Here is an 18,950-nt window from a genome sequence, read left to right on the forward strand (position 1 = left end):
GTTTTATTCGTAAAGCGCCTGAATTTCGCCGGTTGGCAGATGGGCAAACGGCAGCCAGAGCAAGCCGAAATAGCGTTGCAGCACATCACTTTTTTTCGGGCGGATGTCCACGGTTTCCAGCGGTTCGGATGCCGGATCGAACCGGAGGGTTAACTGATCGATCTCGTTCTGCAGCTCAGATTCCAGATCGCGCAGTTTGTCCTGCAAATCGGCCAGTTTGTCCTCGGTGCGATCAAAATCGCGGCGCTCTTTGGAAATGCGCGATGCTGTTTTTGCCGCAGTGGCAATCCGGGTGCTGGACCGGCTGCCAAACAGCATGCCCAAAACGGTTGAACCGATGGACAACGCGGTGTTCATTTTTTGCTGTTGCAGATCGGTCGCTTCTTTATCCAGTTGGCGTTCGGCGGTGCGAATCTGCTTTTCGAGCGAATCAATTTTGCTGGCGTAACGGCGGCGCAGCCGGTCAATTTCCAGATCGCGACGCTCGTGCATGATCTGCGTCAGCCGGATGCGAAAATCGCGTTCGCTCTCACCGGGACGTGAAATCTGTTTGTATTCCTTGCTTTGCAACAGCGAAAAACTGAAATCCCGGTAGACAAATGATTCGTAATCTTTGTCCAGACGGCTGTATCCGGTAACGCGGTTAATTTCAGCAGGAACAGGTAGATAGCTTGCGCTGTCAATGGGAGCCCCGCCGAGCAAATCGCTGTCCGGCGATGCGGGTTTGGAGTCATCCCAGCGCAGCCCGATGGCATCTTCCGGCAATGGCAGCAGGTGCCCGATGGTTTGGCTTTCCGCAATATTGTAACGGCTGTTGACGATTTGCACTGCACCGCCGGCAACGATATGCGGGTGATATATCACTCGCGCGCCTTTCGGCAACACCAGTTTTTGCGGTGCAAAATATTGCCGGATTTCCGGTGGCAACTGTGGCCGGATTTGGGCGGTTGTGGTCGATGCGGCAGTAATGGGTTGCGAAGCAGCCGTTGACGTCGCCGTCGCCGGTTCGGATTTGGCAACTGTGTTGCTACGCCGTTCGTCCATCAGCACTTTTATTTGGTTGCGGGTCAGCGGGCCGCGCAAATAGGACATCACCCAGCGGGTGGAAAACACCACGGGATGTTTTTCGTGAACGTTGTGCAGCAAAAAGCTGCGTTTTTGCAATCCGCTGATCAGCGATTTGATGTCGCTTTTGTTCAGTCCGTCGCCGCTGGCGCTGGTCAGTCCGTCGATCAATCGATCCTGGTCGCGTTCGGTTTGCAGCCGCCCGATAAACCAGGTGCCGGTATTGGACAACCCTTTGTAATCCAGATCGACCGGATTTTGGGTAGCCAGCACCACGCCCAAGCCAAACGCCCGCGCCTGTTTCAACAGCGTGAGCAGCGGTTTTTTGGATGGCGGTTCGCCAATCGGTGGCAAAAATCCGAAAACTTCATCCATATACAGCAGAGCGCGGAGGCTGGTGGTGCCGGACTGCGCCCGCATCCAGCTGAGCATTTGCCCGAGCAGCAGTGTCACAAAAAACATGCGTTCGGCGTCTGATAAATGGGCGATGGAAAAAATGGTCACGCGCGGTTTGCCTTCGGCGGTGTACATCATCGCGTCGATGTCCAGCGGATCGCCTTCCAGCCACGATTTGAATCCGGGCGCGGCGAGCAGGTTGTTCATGGTCATCGCCAGTTTGAACCGATCGGACGACGGATAAAATGCTTCGATGTCGAAAACACCGATCTTCTGCATTGGCGGGGTTTGGATCATCTGGATCAGCCCGCCGAGATCGAGATCTTTACCGCCGCGCCAGGTTTCTTCGATGATGTTCGAAAGCAAAATATGTTCGCGGCTTTGCAGCGGATCGGCGTTGATGCCCAGCAATTGCAAAATCCCCGAAACGGTGGATTGGATGCGTTCGCGGAGCAAATCGTAATCATTGAGCACGGCGGGTGCGGGCGCGGAAAACGATTTGAGGATGGAAACCGGCAATCCGGCACTGCTGCCGGGTGTGTAAATTGCGAAATCTGCGGCATCGCGCAACATTTGAATGCGCTCGCCATCCTGATCCCATGATGCCAGCCCGTTTTTCCACAATTCGGCTTGCTGATCGGCGTATGTTTCCGGCGAAACGCCTTTTTGGTTGGCTTCGTCCGGGTTGATCCACGGTTGAAAATCTTTGCCGCGCAATTCAGGAAAGGTGAGCAGCAGGTTTCCCAAATCGCCTTTCGGATCGATGATAATCGCCGGAATGTTGTCGATTGCCGCTTCTTCCAGCAGCCCGATGCACAAGCCGGTTTTGCCGCTGCCGGTCATCCCGACGCATACAGCGTGCGTCACCAAATCTTTGGAATCATACAATAAATAGTCGCTGCCCGGTTTGCCGGTTTGCTGATCGACCGTTTTCCCGAGGTAAAACACACCCAGTTTTTCGAATTGCTTCATCGTTTTTCGCTCCCGCACAATTGTGAACTTGGATTTCTGAATCGCTAATAATTACATAAAAAAAGCCGCAATTGCAACGCACTTTGCGGTTTTTGGCTTTCGACAGCGATGCACCGATATTTTCTGTCCGGCAGAATCATTTTTCATAAAAAAACCGCACGCCTCAAAACAGTAGCGCACGGTTGATTAGCAAGAAATTTATTTCGATAAAAATCGGTTGTTCAAACGGTTATTTTTTGCCGCCGAAAAGTCCGCCGAGCAAACCACCGAGCAAACCGCCGGCACCTTGCGAACCGCCACCGCTGAGTCCTTTCATCAGGAATCCCGCAACATCGTCCAGAATGCTGCCATCGCCGTTTTGGTCGAGTAATGCGCCGATGCCGGATGAGCCCATGCCGTCGCTATCGCGTTTTTTGGTCAAAAAGCCCAAAATGACCGGCGCCAACATGGTGATAAACTGGTTGGCAGTATCGGTTTTGAGATTGAATTGGTTGGAAAGCATATTTGCAGCCTGCACACCGGAATCGCCCAACAATCCACCCAAACGCGGGTCGGCACTGCTATCGCCGGCTTTCGCGGAAAACAGATCGCCAAGGTTATCCAGCACGCTGGCACTGCCATATTTGTTTAAAATGTGATCGATACGTTGTTCGCCGCCAAAGTTGTCTTTCTGGCGTTTCAGTCCGCCCAGAATTAACGGAGCAACCTGGGGAATCATCGCAGAAATGGTGTTTGGGTCGATATCGAGATTGGCGGCCATCTTTTTAGCAACATCACCGCCAAGATTCCCCATAAAATCTTCCAGAAAATTAGACATTCGTACTCCTTCGGGTTAAGCATGGTTAAAAGCGGAAGAAGGGTTTTGCAGCCTTCTTCCGCAGCACTATCAATTGATGAATTTGCGTATGCGAAACTTATGACAGTTTGGGGATACGCAATACCTGACCCGGATAAATCAGGTTCGGATCTTTGATGATTTCCTTGTTTTCTTCAAACAATTGTTTGTATTTCATCGGATCGCCATAGTGACGTTTGGCAATCAACGAGAGTGAATCGCCGCGTTTTACGGTGTAATACGTGGTCGGTTCTTCAACTTTGGGTGCCGGAGCGGATAAGCCGTCTGCATCCACTTTTTCAACACCTTTGATGTTGCCGGAAAGCAGCATCGCTTTTTCGCGGGTTGCAACGCTGTCGCACTCGCCAGACAGCGTAACTGCGCCATCTTCAAATTTCACATCGAGATTGGTAATTTTGTCACCCAGTTCTTTGGTGAGCATTTCTTTAATCTCAACTGCTTCGTCGCCACCGCCGAACAAATTGGTGCCAACATCTTTTAAAAAATCAAAAAATCCCATAATATTGCCTCCTATTTTGAATATATGGATTTAAAGATAAACCTGTCGCCAGGTTTTGGGGGTTGTTTTTTAATAAGTTACCATTGGTTCGGTTGTTTTTGCCAATAACACCCAGGATTGCACCTGTTTAAGCGTTGGCAATTGGCGAACCCGTCGATAGGAATTGTTAATGCCAATAATTTTAGAATGAAGATTCTCCGGGTTACGATTGCGCAGTTCTTTTATGGTATCTACGCCGGCTTCGTGCAGCAGTTCTGCATATTCGCCGCCAATGCCGCGGATGCGAATTAAATCAGCCATATTTACCCAGGAGAGCAATTTGCTTTCGCTAATGCCGGATTTTTCCGCCAAAAGTTCGCGCCCTTCGGGTGTGCATCCCTTTTTTAACAACATCATCACAGTCCGGACGCCGGCAGCTACCAGCTTATCCGCATTTGCTGCGCCGATCCCTTCAATTTCAGTGATTTTGTAATTTGGCATTGGATATTCTCCCCGGTGCAAGTTAGGGTTTTGAGATAATCAGTAATTTCGAAAAACATTGTGCGCGTTTTGCAAAATTATCAGATCTATACCGGCTTAGTGAAAAATTTGCGCTAAAGCCTTTGATAAACTTAATTTAACTCCGCACCGAAGACATATTTGTCCTTAAGTTTTCAAGTTACAGCATTTTAAAAGATAATTGCAAACAGAATTTGCATTTTTTAATTACCGCAACGTCCGGCGCATTGAGTTACACAATTCATGTGCCAAAGTATAATAAAACAGTAATTTTTAGAGAAATACCCTGGCAAAACCGGTGTTTTGGGCTGTTTTGTACAATCTGATGTAGATACGTTAGTTGTATTCGCAGAAAGTTGGTTTTTTGGAGAAAATATACAAAACACGAGAGATAATTGGTGAGCTTCGTGGCGATGGCTGGGTGATATTCCTCAGAAAATACGCGTGTGTTGGGGAATATCACCCAGAAATTTGGGTCTTACAGCAAATCGTGCTTTTCCAGCCGGTAACGAAAAGCATCGCGGGTGAGGTGGAGCAAACGCGCTGCCTGCGACTGGTTGCCGTTGGATTTTTCCAGCGCGTCCTGCAGCAGTTTTCGCTCGACAGCCTCAAAAGAAATGCCGTCCGGCGGGAGTTGGATGGACGCCAGCGGATCGGCGGAAACGGTGTTCCGGCGCAGATTCCCGAGCTGGATATCCGGCGCATCGATGATATTTTCTTCCACAAAAATCATCGCCCGTTCAATGGCGTTGCGAAGTTCGCGAACGTTGCCCGGCCAGTTGTAATTTCGCAAATTTCTCTCAGCGTCGGGCGTAAATCCGCTGATCTGTTTGCGAAATTCTTTGTTAAAAATATTAACAAAATGCCGGGCGATCATCAAAATGTCGTCGCCCATTTCCCGCAATGGCGGAAGTTCAATATTTACAACATTTAAGCGATAGAGCAGGTCTTCCCGGAAATCGTTTTCGCGAACCATTTCCGTTAAATCGCGGTTGGTTGCAGTGATGACGCGCAAATTCACTTCCACATCTTTAACGCTGCCCAACCGCCGGAACCGTCGTGTTTCCAGAAAAGACAACAATTTTGCCTGCAGTTTGGGCGACATCTCGCTGATTTCATCCAAAAACAATGTGCCGCCGCCGGCTTCTTCCAATAATCCCGGTTTGCTGGCGATCGCGTTGGTAAACGCACCTTTTTCGTAGCCAAACAGCTCCGATTCCAGCAGCGCTTCGGGAATTGCAGCGCAGTTGATTTCTACAAACGGGCGGCTTTTGCCAAACGCGGCGTGGTGAATGGTGCGGGCGACCATGCTTTTTCCGGTGCCGCTTTCGCCGTGAAGCAGGATGGTTGAGGTGGGAATTCGGGCGATTTTTTCGATGGTCCGGCGAATCCGCTGAACAGCCGGTGAGTTGCCCAAAAACGATACCGCGGCGTCGCTGTTTTGGGCGGAGAGCATGCTTTCCAGCAATAACAATTGGTTTTCTTTTTGGCGAATACTTTGCATAAGTTCAGCTTTTTCAGTGACTTCCTGAATCATGCAAAACAGCGGTTTGTGAGCATCGCCGGTGGCGAAAAATGATAAATTGAAAAATCCCAGATCGCCGTTTTCAAATTCGCGATTGAGGTTTTCCAGCAAAAATGTGCCGTGATTGCTGCTGATCAGCTGTTCTAAAACGGTTTCCAAGCCGATCGTTTCGCGAAAAACGGCGGTGATCGGCTGCGATTTTAGCGAGCCGCGTTTTTCCGCAAATCGTTCGAACTGCGAACTGTGCGAAACAATGCGCAACTGATTATCCAAATATGCAAATTGACTGGCGTTTTCGCTCAGCACTTTTTCAAAAAATGTGGTTTCCATAAGTGCGTTATGTAGCAATTAGTTTGCCAAGTTTCGTAAATGCGGATTCTACGTTGTCGCCGGTTTTTGCGCTGGTGAGCAAATGCGGCAGTTTTAGCGAATTGCAAATTTGGTTGAGCTGGGCGGTGTTTTCACTTTTGTCGACCGGCACATCTGTTTTGTTGCCCAGCACAATCATTTTCCCCGCAGGATTTTTTTCCAAAAAAGTTTGCTGAATTTGGGAAACGAGCGCCACGCTGTCGCTGCGGGTCAGGTCGGAAACGATGATTGCACCGCTGGCACCAACGAGATAGTTACCCAACTGCCGGGAATCTGTTTCAAATCCTTCGATATCCCAAACCAACATATTGATTTGCCGGAATGTTCCCGGCGAAATTTCGATGGGCGAGAGCAGCTTTTGGGAAACTTTTACGCCGATGGTGGAAAGGTAGGTGTCGTCAAATATGCCGTGAACAAACTGGCGGATGAGGCTGGTTTTGCCCACACCGAACTTGCCGAGCACACAAATTTTTTTTTGGATCACAACTTTATTCATTTTCGATGGCTTGCATTTTCCGAATGATGTCCAATAACGGCGTTTCGATGCCCGAGAGCGCTTCGTTGTTGCCGTCGTAATTGCGTAATTGTTGGTGAAAATTTTTGTGGATAATATCGTGACATTCCCGTAGCATGTCGTCAAATTCCCGGTTCGGATATCCGGTGTAAACGACCGCGATGTAGCTGTATCGCCCGTTCTGAATGCGGATTTTGTGATCGTCGAGATTCACATCGCGCAGGTCGTCCTGCCCTGAGCCGGAAAACGCGGTTTCCACAAACGATTTAATGGCCGTAAGCATTCCGCCGATCAGTTGGGAATTTTCCTGCAACTCCGGTCGATCTTCCCGGAGGGCGTATGCGATCAGTATTCCGGAGCCTTTGGCGATGAGGTAAATGCCTTCCAATTGAAACGGCGAGGCATCGGCGAGCAGTATTTCACCGGGCGAAACGCCGGTAAATTTGGCTTTTAATCTGGCTTTCAGCATTTCCCAGCTGAACGCGTTTTCCATCATCCGGTTCACCTGCTCCACCAAATGTTTGATGGATTCGGTAACGGATTTTTTAACCATCGCGCCGAGCAATGGATAAAGCGCATCCACCATATCATCTTTGGCATTGGCGATCTGCGCTTTGATGGATTCGCTCATAATCGGCGAAATTGCCTCAACCACTTCGGTTTTGGACTCGACGATTTTTCGTTTGAGCACTTCAACAACAACAGGTTCTAATGTTTTGATCAGTTGGTCTTTTTGAGCTAATTGGGTTTTCAGTTCGACGATTTTTGCTTCGAGTTCCTGAATTCGGTCCTGATCTTCGGTGAGTAAAAGCGATTTGAGCTGCAGAAATGCATCATCCATCGGGCGATGTGATTCTGCGTTACTCATGTTGCTCTTTTTGCGCCGGTTTGTGATTGGTTTCTGCGGTATCGCCGTTGCGTAACTGCTGGCTTACGTTTTCCAGAAATGCAGCCAGTTGCAATCGTTTGGCGCTATCGTGATCCAACTGCCGGATCGATTCTGTCAGCCGAAGCTCAGTTGCTGCCAGCGAATCTTCAAGCTGCTTTTTCGTATCATCCAATCGGGAATGGACGTCCGTATTCTGCTGGTCGGTATTGGCGTTCAGTTGCTCAATCATTTTTTCGATACGGGTAAACGATGACCGCATTTCGTCGCGCAGATTGCTGACTTCCTGGCTTAAGGTGTTAAAACGATCCTGATATTCTTCCATCTGCTGCCCGAAAATAAGGCTGCGGATTTGGTCGATGTTGTTTGACGATGGTTGCATCTGTTTGCTCATTGTTAGTGTTCCTTACTTCTTTTTTCATTAGTACAAGCGTGCAAATGTAACAAAACTGTGACATAAATCAAATTGTGTTTTTCATATCTTCGCCGGGAAAATTGATATTTGAAAAAAAATCCCGGATCAATTTTTTGCGAGATCTTCCATCCCGGTACTGCGATTCGAAAAATAAAGCTGCAACCGTATCCTTCTGCGGAAATGTTTATAACGCAACAAAACACAATTGTAACAATATTAATCGCATGTTTCACGGTGAAAACCAAAAATTATTTTATCTGAACCGTTGTTTTTATTTTACTTGCGTCATCAAAAAATATTTATTTTATTTCGTATGCTATCGATAAACACCTTGAAATCTAACGGAGTCCGGGATTGAATCCCATTAAAAAAGTGCTAAAGTTCAATGCCATTTTGTGGGGCAGTTGGCTACCTGTTTCCACTGTGGCGCTGATTTTACAAAATCCGGGTGCGGTTTCGCTGCCCGTAATTTTGGCAATTTCGGCACTGCTGTTTGTTCCGGCAGTTGTGTTGAGTTTGCTGTGGTGGCCCATTTGCAACCAGATTCGCCGGAACCGGTTATCTGATGTTGTGTTTGCCGGCACCCACATTGCTTTGGGCGCCATTTTTGTTGTGCTTTGGCTGGCGATGGCTTCCGGCAGCGCAATTGTGCTATTCCCGGAAATCGTATCGCTGCCCATCGATTGGCAGGGAATTTTAGCCTGGCTGTTTCCCATCGGTATTTTGCTGTATGCCATCATTACCGGCGGATATTATTGGCTGCTTTCGCCAAAAGTAATTGTTGCCGGCTCAACCCAAAAAAGCACGTTGCACACAGCACCGAAAACGCAACCGGTGCCGCACATCCAGCTGAATCCGCGGTTTATTTATGAAATGTTGAATTTTGCCCACGACAGCATCACCGGTTCTCCGGGAACAGCACGGAAAGTGCTGCGCACAACCATCGAAATGCTGCAACATGCCATCCGCAATAAATCCACTGATACATTGGCACTTGCCGACGAAATGACGTTTGTGCGCCATTATCTTGAACTCGAAAAATTGCGGCTCAAAGACCGTTTTCATTTTGAGGAAAATATTGATCCCAATTTGTTGGGCTATCCGATTCCGGCAATGATGCTGCAGCCACTGCTCGAAAACGCAATTGAACACGGCATCGAAACTGCGGAAGATGGCGGCTGGATTCGCCTGAATATCAATCAACAGGATCAAAATGTGATTGCCGTAGTGGAAAACAGCGTTACAATCGCACCTTCGCGGCGAGTTGAACGGCAAATGATTCAGCAAGATTTGTCGGGATTACGTAACCTTCAGCAAAGACTGGCACTTATCTACGGAAAAGATGTTCAGTTTTCCGCCCAATCCATCCCCGAGGAGCAGCTATTTCGGGTCAAGTTTTATCTTCCGGCTCGCCCTGCCGCACGAATTTCCGAAACCGTTTCCCAATAAAAAAATCCTGCCAAAAAAAACGTCGCTACCATTTATTTAATGATAACGACGTCTCAACCGAAGGAGGCGGTGATTGAAATATGCTATAAACAATTAGTTTCTGGCGGTTGTGCTCTTTATTTCGAGCACGCTGCGCATTTTTTTCAGGATGTCATCGCTGCCGGGATTCACTTTCAAAATATTTTGGTAATGCGCCAACGCACGATCGTAATCCTGTTCGTTGATCGCAATGGTTGCCAGATTATCAAAATGGCCGATCAGCTTGTTTTGCAAATCGAGTGCGGCGGAATTTTGGGGGTCCATCGCCAGCGTTCGATTCACAAAATAAAGTGCGCTGCTGCTTTCCGGCGATAAAAATTGCTGGTTCTGAAATGCCATATTGGCCTTTACGATAAACGCCTGGACCTGCTGTTGCTGCTCTTCCGACAGTGCAGTTGTGCCCTCGTTTTGCGGATTTATACGTCCGATGCGCTGGCTGGCCATTTCTGCTAACGGGTCATCCGGATATTCCGAAACAATCTGCTGATACAGCACCAACGCTTCTTCGTATTGCGCAGTGCTAAAATAGCTTTCCGCGCGGGAATAAATAGTGCCGGCGGTTTCCGGATTGTAATAAGCGACAAAATAAATACCCGTTGCAACCATAATAAAAACAATCGTTAAAACGGCGAAAACCATGCTGCTTTTTTCGCTATTGTTAACGGGCGGCGGTTGTGGTGTTTGGGCTTGTTCGCTGTAATAATCTGGCACATCGTCGTCCAATTCCTGAAATTCCGCATCGCGGGCAAACACATAATCTGCTTCGTTGGAAGCATCTACACCGGCATTTTGGGATGGTTGCGCGTTGCTGTTGCTTTTTTGCGAAACGGCTGTCAGCGAATTATCTTCCCCTGTTTCTGTTTGAATGACCGGCAAAAAAGGTGCTTCGTCAGACTCGTTTTGTCCGTCCACTGCTATCTGGCGATCGTCCGGGGTTGGTTTTTTTTCATCCCCATCAATTTGTAACATGCCGTTGATGCGGCGCTTTTGGTCTTGTTTTTTTGCAGCTTCCGCCGATTCCGCAACCGACACTTTTTTGATGGTTACAAAATCAATCCCATGTTCCGGACAAATATTACCTTCAATCCGTGAGTTGCACAGTTGGCAAAAGAAGGTCAGTTTTTCGGATCTTTGGTTCATTAATTCACTCCTGATATAAAAACTTCATCCTGAATATGCATCTTTCTCCCGTTCAAAATTTGCGATTCAGAGAAAGTATTTTCTTGCAAAAAATCGGTAAAGATCGGTAAAAAATGCGAAAGATTACACATTTCATTGTGTTCTATCGCAAATTCTCAATGACGGATTTTGAAACCTTTTTGAATGCCCGTCAATGCCGTAATCGTAAAAATATTGAATTTTATGAATAATTTTTGGAGATTTTTTCAAAGGAAACGGCTTTGCAGCAAAAGCTACAAAGCCGTCAGGGAAGGAAAAGTTGGCTTTAAAACATCGAAGAATGTGGTTTGTCCATTTTTGGCGGTGTGGAAATGAACATTCGCCATTCATCTTCATCGTTAAATTGGCGGGTGATATCGGTGCTGCCGGTTTCGTTGCCGAGGCGTTGCAACTGCATTTTCAAAATGACATTATCGACGAGCGTTGCAATTTTGGAAACGCGGTGCTCCATCATTACGCTTTGAATGCGTTTCATGTAACGGGTCCATTTTTGCTCCAATACGCGCATGCCGCGAACGTCGATGGCAGCAATAAAACCTTCATCCAGCCGGGTAATTTCGCGATCAATCATGTAGCAAATCGATTTTAAATCTTCTTCATCGTAATAGTTGTTGATGGTGATATTTAACCGGCGCATCATTTGGTCTGCATTTACTGTAAACATGGCCCAAGCCTCCTTGTTGAATATTCCGTCCCTGGTTTTTCTATTTTCTGCGATAAAAATTTTATAAACTTAAGTTGAATAAAACCAATATTCGAAGCACCTTCCCTTCTGCCCTTCGATGTCCCGAAAGACAGAATGGGAAGGTCAACGAATCAGCAGCTAACATACTTACTTATCTCTGTCATCACTTACTTAACTTGTCCCAAAGTCATCGTTCAGTTATAAGATATTTGATTTACTAACGCATCGTTTATCAGATGTCACAGAAAAACGAAACCAATTTTTTGAGGGAAGAAAAGCGGAAATCAACCGACGGGATTTGTCAGCGCAGCACGCAATTGGCGAATAGCGGTGCGAATGTTTTCTGTAGAAATACCGTAAGACAGGCGAATAAACCTGTCGCCGCGGTTGCCGAACGCGTTTCCGTGAACGGTAATTACCTTTGCCGGATGCGGAAAATAGCGGGATGCGCACTCGATTTCGGAAAGTTGCGGAATGTTAGAAAATACGAACAAGCCACCATCCGGTGCTGCCGTTTGCCAGCCGGAAAATGGGCGCAATTCGGTGAGCAACAGGTTGCGGCGATGCAACTCGTCCAGCCGGTTATTTTCAATCAGCGGTTGCCAGTGGCGTTCAAAAATGAGCGTTGCAACGTGTTGTAATATCAACGGTGCACAAGTCATAAAGTATTGATGAACAAGGATTAACGCCGAACTTTCTGGCGCAGGTGCAATCAGCCCGCCGAGCCGCCAGCCGGTCAATCCAGCCTATTTTGAGAGATTGGAAACTACAATTGCGCGGTCGGAAAGTTCTCGGATGCTGCGCGGTTTTTCATCACAAAAATACAATATGCCGATTTAGTGACCTGCCCGATTTTCATTGTTTCCCTCGATAGCTACAAAATTTGCGATTGATTTTTGGGACGCGCAATTGCCGGTGTTTCGGCTGCCAGCGTGGCAATCAACCGCTGATAAATTTCCGAAGCTGCGTATAATTCCGATATCGCAACGGATTCGTTGGGCGTGTGCGCATCCAGAATATTGCCGGGACCAACCATCATTGTTGGACAAATTTGCGAAAAATACGCTGCATCGGACCCGAAAGAAACCGGCGAATGGTTGAATCCGGTTGGCACGAACAGCTCGACCGGATCGCTGTGGGCAATAATTTCGACAGTTACATCCGGTAATAAATGTGCGTTCAGCAGCGAAATAGCTGTTGCCGCATCATCCACCAATCGCACACAGACAGTTGCGGTGGCGCGTTCGGCCAGCGTGTTTGCAGCTTCGCCGCCGCTAATTTTCCCGATGTTGACGGTTGCTTTTCCGGCAGTTGGCGAATCGCCCCAATCCAGCGCTTCCAGTTTTGCCAATTGAGACAGCAGCAGGCTGATGGCGGATTTTCCGTGCGCCGGATAACCGGAGTGTACCGCTACGCCGTTTGCGCTCAATTCGAAAATCAGCACACCTTTTTGGGCGCTGACCAGTTGGTTGCCCGTCGGCTCGCCGTTGATAATAAACCGCGCGGGATAGTGCTCTTCCAAAAATGTTTGGGCACCGCAACTATCTGTTTCTTCGCCAATTACGACCAGCAAACCGGCGCGCCAGCGCAAATACTCCGGCAGATTGGCCAGCGCGTGCAGCATGGCAACCAGTGCGCCTTTGGCATCGCAGGCACCGCGGCCATAAATTCTGCCATCAGAAATATTGGCGAGAATATGCGGTGGAACCGTATCGCAATGTGTGGTGAGCAGGATATCCGGTGAGCTTTCCCATCCGGCCAGCAGATTGAACCGTTCCGGCGCAACCGGAAAAGATTGAACCTGCAGCCCGAGCCGCCCGAAAGTTCGGGTGAGCAGCTGCAACACGGCAGTTTCGTTCCCGGTCGGGGAAGCCGTGTTGATTAAATCTGTCAGAAGTGTTTCAATTTGCCACATAATCAAAAATGGGTTAATGGTTTGGGACGAAGCAGCCCAAATCATCAACCCATTTCGATGGTAAACAACTGTCAACAGAAATTGGTTGAGTCATAGCGCTCCATCCGGTTTTCAGATGACAGTCTACAAGATTTTTTCCTGCAGCCCAACACCGGCGTTCCTGTGTGTCCGATGTTTCGGCCACGACTCCTTTCAGCCGCATCTGCAATCGAGTAGCAGGTCTCTCGATGCGCTTACTGATAATCGTGGCGCCTCTATGCTCTGCGCAAAACCTAACCGTTGAATGACAAAAAGGCAAGTTGTTTTTTCAAAATTATACTTTTCTCGCAAATACTTGAAAAAATAAACCTTTGGCTGGGGAAAATGGGAAAAACGGCATTGGCGGGAAAAAAAACGAGTGAGAAAAAATGCCGGTTATGGGGAAAACGAGTGATTGTTCCGGTCGATTTCATCCAGAAACCGTGAGCTGATTCCGTAAAAAAATCAATTCACGGCTAAAACGATATCTTCGTGCACTTCATGTTCAGCGGCAATTTCGCGGGAAATAACGGTCGCGAAAATTTCAACCAAATCCGGATCAAACTGGATTCCGGCGTTTCTGCGGATTTCCTGAAGTGCGCTGTTTTTGGTAACGCCCTGGCGATAACAGCGGTTGGAAACCAGCGCTTCGTACGCATCGATGATGGCGATAATCCGGGAAAATTCAGGAATCGCTTTGCCTTTCAGTCCGTCGGGATAGCCGCTGCCATCGAACCGCTCGTGATGGTGGCGGACAACGGAGGCAACTTCGGTCAGCTCGCTGATTTCGCCGATAATTTTGCTGCCGATTTCCGGGTGATCGCGGGCGATGCGGTATTCGTAATCTTCCAATCCGTCCGCTTTTTTGAGGATGCTGTCCGGAATGCCCAGCTTGCCGATATCATGTAAAAATGCGCTGATCTGCAGCACGTATTCTTCTTCGGGACTCAACTCCAGCTCTTTGCCCATTAACATTGCCAGATGTGCAACACGTTGGGAATGTCCGCAGGTGTATGCATCCTTTGCGTCCAGCGCGCGCATCAGTACTTTAAGCGCCTTGATGAGAATAGGTGTTTTTAAGTTGTGGCTTTTGTTGTATTTAAGTTGGTTTCTGGTGATGTTCTTTTCGATGACAATCGGCAGTTCGTTGAGGCTGGTGGGTTTCACAAGATAATCGACAACGCCAATTTCCAGCGCCCGCCGCACCAGTTCCAGATCGTTGATGCTGGTGAGCAGCACAATGGGAATATCCAGATACATTTTGGCGATCTGCTCGGCAATCTGAACACCGTCCATTTCCGGCATGTTCACATCGCTGATGATGAGATCCAGCTTTTCCCGTTTTATGATATCAATTCCGCCAGTTGCGGAATAGGCGAGATGGGCGTCGTATCCGTTTGAGCGGATGGTTTCATACAACATTTCGCCGTAGGCGAGATCATCCTCGATAATCAGGATCGTTTTCTTCCCTGACATATCATCTCCTTATGATTTTGGCACTCACCTTGCGACGCTTAAAACCGGCGAATCCTTCTCCGAAAAGAAGCATTCGCCATAAACCGTTTTAATCATTTTCAGGAAAATGCCGGAATTCCTGTAATATCCTGCCCGATGATGAGGGTGTGGATATCGTGCGTTCCTTCGTAAGTCTTCACCGTTTCCAGATTACACATGTGGCGCATGGTCTGGTATTCCGCTGTGATGCCGTTCGCGCCGAGCACATCCCGCGCTAAACGGGCAATTTCCAGAGCGTGATACACATTGTTCCGTTTTGCCATGGAAACCTGGTTAAATTTCATTTTATTCTGATCTTTCAATCGTCCAAGCTGTAAAGACATCAGCTGCATTTTGGTAATTTCGTTTACCATGTGCACCAGTTTTTGCTGAACGAGCTGATACGCAGCAATCGGTTTATCGAACTGGATGCGCGATTTGGCGTAGTTCAGCGCTTCGTCGTAACATGCCATTGCTGCGCCCATCACGCCCCACGCGATACCGTAACGCGCTTGCGTTAAGCACATCAGCGGCGATTTCAAATGTCCCGTTTCCGGTAACAGGTTTTCAGCCGGAATGCGGCAATCCTGCAAAATCAATTCCGATGTGATCGATGCCCGCAGCGAATGTTTGTGCAACATTTCCGGTGCGGAAAAACCGGGTGTTCCTTTTTCAACCAAAAATCCGCGAATAATGCCGTCCAGTTTTGCCCAGACAATCGCAACATCTGCGGGTGTTCCGTTGGTGATCCACATTTTTGCGCCGTTCAGAACATACGAATTACCGTCTTTTACAGCAGTTGTAACCATCCCGCCGGGATTGGAACCGTAATCCGGTTCCGTCAGCCCAAAGCAGCCGATGGCTTCACCGGAAGCCAGTTTCGGCAGCCAGCGATCGCGTTGTTTATCGGTGCCAAAAGTGTAAATGGGATACATCACTAACGCACCCTGAACCGATGCAGCACTTCGGATACCGCTGTCGCCGCGTTCCAATTCCTGCATCATAATGCCGTACGCGACGTTGTTCACGCCGGCGCAACCGTATTTTTCGGGTAAATTCGCGCCGAACAATCCGAGTTCAGCCATTTCGCGTGTCAGTTCTGTGGGAAATTTGGCAGATTGGTAGGCATTTTCAATGACCGGCATAACCCGTTCACTCACCCATTCGCGAACAGCAGAGCGAATCATCTTTTCTTCATCGCTCAATAAGCTGTCGAGATCAAAATAATCTGGAGCTTCAAATTGTTTCATATGTTTCAAATCCTTCTCATTTAATGGCAGATTGACCTATAGAAGCCCAAATTTATTGAAAGTGAGAAGGTTTGGCAAGCTCATATAAAATCTGCCACCAAACAAACCACAGCGTGTAAAAAAACAAATTTTTTGGACATTCACATGTGAGGAATTTGACGAAAGTGATATTACTTTTTTTAAAATAAATACTGGTGAGATCTCAATTTTGCACAAAACAGGGCAGGTGTTCACCTGCCCTGAAGATCATTATATCGTGTCAGATTTGGCAGAAAATTTTCCGGAGCTTACCCTTTGGATTTATCCTCATCCGAACTGTTTTCGCCATTTGACGGTGTTGAATTTTTGTCCGGTTTTTTCCTGTCGTTGTTCTTTGCAGATTTCACTTTGTCTTTGCCGGTGCGTTTTTTCTGCTCCTCGTTGATTTCGGTGCGATAGACTTCCGAGCGGACATTCAGTTCGCGAAGCTTTTGCTCCACTTTATAATACAAGGTATTTTTGGCAAAATGCCCTTTGATATTACGGGTGCCGGTTCGCATGCCCATCAATAATTTCACGCCGTCGTCAATCGTTTCAACTGTCCAGATGTTAAATTTTTTGGCGCTTACCGCAGCAATCACTTCCGGTTTCAGCATCAGGTCTTTGGCATTGCTGCGCGGAATCATTACGCCTTGCTCACCGGTTAAGCCTTTTTCGTTGCAGATATCAAAAAAGCCCTCGATTTTTTCGTTGACGCCGCCGATCGCCTGCACTTCACCGTTCTGATTCACCGATCCGGTAACAGCGATGCCCTGTTTAATGGGCGCATCTGCAAGGCTGGAAAGCAGCGCATACAGCTCTGTTGATGACGCGCTATCGCCATCAATTCGCCCGTAACTTTGCTCGAAAGCGATACTTGCGGAAAAGTTTACCGGATTGTAATCGCCAAAAATGGCGTTGAAGAAACCGCTGAGAATGTAGCTGCCTTTGTCGTGAATTTTGCCGCTCAACCCCACTTTTCGTTCGATGGTGTTGATGGCATCGTTGCCGATAAACGTTTTCGCGGTGATGCGGCTGGGCGTGCCGAACGAAAATCCGCCCGCCTGATACACCGACAACGCGTTGATTTCCCCGACATGTTCACCCTTAACTACAATTTTGCGAATGTCCTGCAAAATGCTTTCCTGCACATTTTCCCGCAGGCGACCATGGCGGTTTTCGTATTCGACAATTGCTTTGCGAACGTGATCCTTGCCCACCGCTTTTGAATTTTCTTTCGCAGACCAAAAAGCGGCTTGTTGCACAATTTTAATAATCTGCCCGAATTCCAGCGAAATTTTCCCCTGATCGCCCGCCAGCCGGTGACCGTACTGGATAATTTCTTCAATCGCCTCGCGGTCAAAGGCTCGCAATTGCTCATCATCGATGATGCGTTTGACAAACCGGGCATATTGCAGGGCAACTTTGCCTTTGGATTCGGTGCGTTCATCGAAATCCGCACGGACCTTGAAAATCCGCATAAAATCGTCGTCGTACGCGTTGAGCATTTGGTAAATGCGGTTCCAGCCAATCATGATCACTTTCAATTTTAGCGGAATCGGCTGCGGTTTCTGCGAAACAATCGAGATCGTTCCGTACAGTTCCGTCACATCTTCCACCCGCAAACAGCGGTTGCGCAAACTGCGTTTCAGCGATTCGTAAACATAGGGATTCCGGAGCACTTCCTCCGCATCCGTGAGCAAATATCCGCCGTTGGCTTTCAGCAAACTGCCGGCTTTAATCATCGTAAAATCAGTCGCATAGCCGCCGCCCTGAACGGGATATTTTTCGATCCGCCCGATCAAATTATTGTAAGTGGGATGCGTTTCGTGGATGACCGGCGCACCCTTCAAATGCCCGTTATCGACCACCACGTTAACGCGATAGCGACGGAACAACGCTTCCGGCGAGAATTCCCGTCCGTTATTTTCTTCCTGCCCGCCCGGTTCAAAAAAACCGGCGGTGTTCGACACAATATCTTTGCTCACCGCATCGAGATATTCCAGAATTTGGGGAAATTTTTTGTAATCCGCTTTCAGCTCGTTCACATATTGCTCGACCACAAAACGGGTCACATCTTCATCCAGTTGGTTGAGGAGTTTGCGTACCTGAAAATCCAGCCGCGCCAACTGGCGAATGGTTTCGGTAATTTCGCCCTCGATATTTGCGACGTTGCCCTGCAATTTTTCCTGCTCATCTCCGGGCAATTCCTGAAACATTTCCTGGGTGATCGGCTCGCCGTCTTTTAACGGGATGGTTTGAAATCCCATCGATGTCGGCTGAATTTTCAAATTCAACTCTGCCGCTTTTTCATCCAGCTTTTTGAGCAACTGGCGTTTTTCCTGATTCACCCGGTTGATGATGGCGGTTTTTTGCTGCTCATAATGTTCGCCGCTGAAGGCACGTTTGATTTCCCGCCAGAGCGTTTCCACAAATGCTGCCATATCGTTCTGAAATTCGCGCCCTTTTCCCGCGGGCAGCGACAGTGCTTTTGGCGAATCGGGATCGGAAAAATTGTAAACGTAACACCAGTCGTCCGGTGCTTTTTGCTTTCGCGCGTAATCTTTTAAAATTTTTTTGATGATGGTGGTTCGTCCCGTTCCGGCAGTGCCGGTTGCGAAAATATTGTAGCCGTTCGAATCGATTTCCAAACCTAATTCCAACGCTTTCAGCGCGCGCTCCTGCCCGATAATGCCTTCCAGCGGGCTAATGTCGTCGGTTGTTTTAAAGGGAAGCGCTTTCGCGGAGAAGCTTCGCCGGAGCTGTTCGGGTGCTAATTTTTTGATCGCCATTCGAAATCCTTTCCAATTGCAGATGAGTTCTGTGGGAAAAAACGATATTCACCGAAAACGTCGCTATTTCAATAGCTTTTACAATAAACTATACAATCTTGCGAAATGATTCAAAG

The 18,950-nt window shown here is 48.1% G+C and carries 16 protein-coding genes; 1 reads left to right on the top strand and 15 read right to left on the bottom strand.

Annotated elements, in window-relative coordinates; all coding sequences use genetic code 11:
* Window positions 1–3: 3 nt before the first annotated feature.
* The 8 genes from H6629_10905 to H6629_10940 form a co-directional block, all read right to left on the bottom strand.
* Window positions 4–2,433 carry an ATP-binding protein gene (locus H6629_10905; protein MCB9068304.1) on the bottom strand — a complete coding sequence of 810 codons (2,430 nt, stop codon included), beginning with the start codon at window positions 2,431–2,433 and terminating at the stop codon, window positions 4–6.
* A 229-nt stretch (window positions 2,434–2,662) separates the two neighbouring features.
* Complete coding sequence (locus tag H6629_10910) at window positions 2,663–3,250, bottom strand: DUF937 domain-containing protein (protein ID MCB9068305.1); 588 nt, start codon at window positions 3,248–3,250, stop codon at window positions 2,663–2,665.
* A 97-nt stretch (window positions 3,251–3,347) separates the two neighbouring features.
* Window positions 3,348–3,788: a peptidoglycan-binding protein LysM gene (gene lysM / locus H6629_10915; protein MCB9068306.1), complete on the bottom strand. Its 441-nt coding sequence runs from the start codon at window positions 3,786–3,788 to the stop codon at window positions 3,348–3,350.
* 69 nt (window positions 3,789–3,857) lie between these two features.
* A complete protein-coding gene (locus H6629_10920; protein MCB9068307.1) occupies window positions 3,858–4,268 on the bottom strand; it encodes a DUF4332 domain-containing protein in 411 nt (136 codons plus the stop codon).
* A gap of 496 nt (window positions 4,269–4,764) precedes the next feature.
* Complete coding sequence (locus H6629_10925; GenBank protein MCB9068308.1) at window positions 4,765–6,141, bottom strand: sigma-54-dependent Fis family transcriptional regulator; 1,377 nt, start codon at window positions 6,139–6,141, stop codon at window positions 4,765–4,767.
* Between the two features lie 7 nt (window positions 6,142–6,148).
* Window positions 6,149–6,676, bottom strand: a complete 528-nt coding sequence (locus tag H6629_10930) for a GTP-binding protein (protein ID MCB9068309.1) — start codon at window positions 6,674–6,676, stop codon at window positions 6,149–6,151.
* Window positions 6,669–7,562, bottom strand: a complete 894-nt coding sequence (locus H6629_10935; GenBank protein MCB9068310.1) for a hypothetical protein — start codon at window positions 7,560–7,562, stop codon at window positions 6,669–6,671. Before H6629_10935 ends, H6629_10930 begins: the two co-directional genes overlap by 8 nt.
* Window positions 7,555–7,974, bottom strand: coding sequence for a hypothetical protein (locus H6629_10940; protein MCB9068311.1), 420 nt, complete (start codon window positions 7,972–7,974; stop codon window positions 7,555–7,557). The genes H6629_10935 and H6629_10940 overlap by 8 nt, the downstream gene beginning before the upstream one ends.
* A gap of 375 nt (window positions 7,975–8,349) precedes the next feature.
* Between H6629_10940 and H6629_10945 the strand changes: the two genes are divergently transcribed.
* The gene (locus tag H6629_10945; protein ID MCB9068312.1) at window positions 8,350–9,444 is read left to right on the top strand and encodes a histidine kinase; all 1,095 of its coding nucleotides are present in this window, start codon (window positions 8,350–8,352) and stop codon (window positions 9,442–9,444) included.
* A gap of 93 nt (window positions 9,445–9,537) precedes the next feature.
* Here H6629_10945 and H6629_10950 read toward each other — a convergent pair whose 3' ends face one another.
* The 7 genes from H6629_10950 to H6629_10980 all read right to left on the bottom strand — a co-directional run bounded on the left by H6629_10950 (window position 9,538) and on the right by H6629_10980 (window position 18,834).
* Window positions 9,538–10,623 carry a tetratricopeptide repeat protein gene (locus tag H6629_10950; protein MCB9068313.1) on the bottom strand — a complete coding sequence of 362 codons (1,086 nt, stop codon included), beginning with the start codon at window positions 10,621–10,623 and terminating at the stop codon, window positions 9,538–9,540.
* A 304-nt stretch (window positions 10,624–10,927) separates the two neighbouring features.
* Window positions 10,928–11,326, bottom strand: coding sequence for a hypothetical protein (locus H6629_10955; GenBank protein MCB9068314.1), 399 nt, complete (start codon window positions 11,324–11,326; stop codon window positions 10,928–10,930).
* A gap of 305 nt (window positions 11,327–11,631) precedes the next feature.
* Window positions 11,632–12,087 (bottom strand): aminotransferase class I/II-fold pyridoxal phosphate-dependent enzyme, encoded by a 456-nt coding sequence (locus H6629_10960; protein ID MCB9068315.1) that lies wholly within the window; start codon window positions 12,085–12,087, stop codon window positions 11,632–11,634.
* 134 nt (window positions 12,088–12,221) lie between these two features.
* Complete coding sequence (locus H6629_10965) at window positions 12,222–13,307, bottom strand: M20/M25/M40 family metallo-hydrolase (protein ID MCB9068316.1); 1,086 nt, start codon at window positions 13,305–13,307, stop codon at window positions 12,222–12,224.
* A gap of 438 nt (window positions 13,308–13,745) precedes the next feature.
* Window positions 13,746–14,756 (bottom strand): response regulator, encoded by a 1,011-nt coding sequence (locus H6629_10970; protein ID MCB9068317.1) that lies wholly within the window; start codon window positions 14,754–14,756, stop codon window positions 13,746–13,748.
* Between the two features lie 98 nt (window positions 14,757–14,854).
* Entirely contained in the window at window positions 14,855–16,024 is a 1,170-nt protein-coding gene (locus H6629_10975) for an acyl-CoA dehydrogenase family protein (protein MCB9068318.1), read from the bottom strand.
* A gap of 287 nt (window positions 16,025–16,311) precedes the next feature.
* Window positions 16,312–18,834 carry an AAA family ATPase gene (locus H6629_10980; GenBank protein MCB9068319.1) on the bottom strand — a complete coding sequence of 841 codons (2,523 nt, stop codon included), beginning with the start codon at window positions 18,832–18,834 and terminating at the stop codon, window positions 16,312–16,314.
* Window positions 18,835–18,950 lie beyond the last annotated feature (116 nt).

It is taken from the genome of Calditrichia bacterium, assembly GCA_020634975.1.
In the GTDB taxonomy this organism is placed as follows: Bacteria; Calditrichota; Calditrichia; order RBG-13-44-9; family J075; genus JACKAQ01.

What these genes read in the sequence shown, in the direction of transcription:
- H6629_10920 (MCB9068307.1), bottom strand. Translation starts at nt 4,268, where the DNA reads ATGCCAAATTACAAAATCACTGAAATTGAAGGGATCGGCGCAGCAAAT.
- H6629_10970 (MCB9068317.1), bottom strand. Translation starts at nt 14,756, where the DNA reads ATGTCAGGGAAGAAAACGATCCTGATTATCGAGGATGATCTCGCCTAC.
- H6629_10930 (MCB9068309.1), bottom strand. Translation starts at nt 6,676, where the DNA reads ATGAATAAAGTTGTGATCCAAAAAAAAATTTGTGTGCTCGGCAAGTTC.
- H6629_10940 (MCB9068311.1), bottom strand. Translation starts at nt 7,974, where the DNA reads ATGAGCAAACAGATGCAACCATCGTCAAACAACATCGACCAAATCCGC.
- H6629_10975 (MCB9068318.1), bottom strand. Translation starts at nt 16,024, where the DNA reads ATGAAACAATTTGAAGCTCCAGATTATTTTGATCTCGACAGCTTATTG.
- H6629_10910 (MCB9068305.1), bottom strand. Translation starts at nt 3,250, where the DNA reads ATGTCTAATTTTCTGGAAGATTTTATGGGGAATCTTGGCGGTGATGTT.
- lysM (MCB9068306.1), bottom strand. Translation starts at nt 3,788, where the DNA reads ATGGGATTTTTTGATTTTTTAAAAGATGTTGGCACCAATTTGTTCGGC.
- H6629_10980 (MCB9068319.1), bottom strand. Translation starts at nt 18,834, where the DNA reads ATGGCGATCAAAAAATTAGCACCCGAACAGCTCCGGCGAAGCTTCTCC.
- H6629_10905 (MCB9068304.1), bottom strand. Translation starts at nt 2,433, where the DNA reads ATGAAGCAATTCGAAAAACTGGGTGTGTTTTACCTCGGGAAAACGGTC.
- H6629_10950 (MCB9068313.1), bottom strand. Translation starts at nt 10,623, where the DNA reads ATGAACCAAAGATCCGAAAAACTGACCTTCTTTTGCCAACTGTGCAAC.
- H6629_10925 (MCB9068308.1), bottom strand. Translation starts at nt 6,141, where the DNA reads ATGGAAACCACATTTTTTGAAAAAGTGCTGAGCGAAAACGCCAGTCAA.
- H6629_10965 (MCB9068316.1), bottom strand. Translation starts at nt 13,307, where the DNA reads ATGATTTGGGCTGCTTCGTCCCAAACCATTAACCCATTTTTGATTATG.
- H6629_10935 (MCB9068310.1), bottom strand. Translation starts at nt 7,562, where the DNA reads ATGAGTAACGCAGAATCACATCGCCCGATGGATGATGCATTTCTGCAG.
- H6629_10955 (MCB9068314.1), bottom strand. Translation starts at nt 11,326, where the DNA reads ATGTTTACAGTAAATGCAGACCAAATGATGCGCCGGTTAAATATCACC.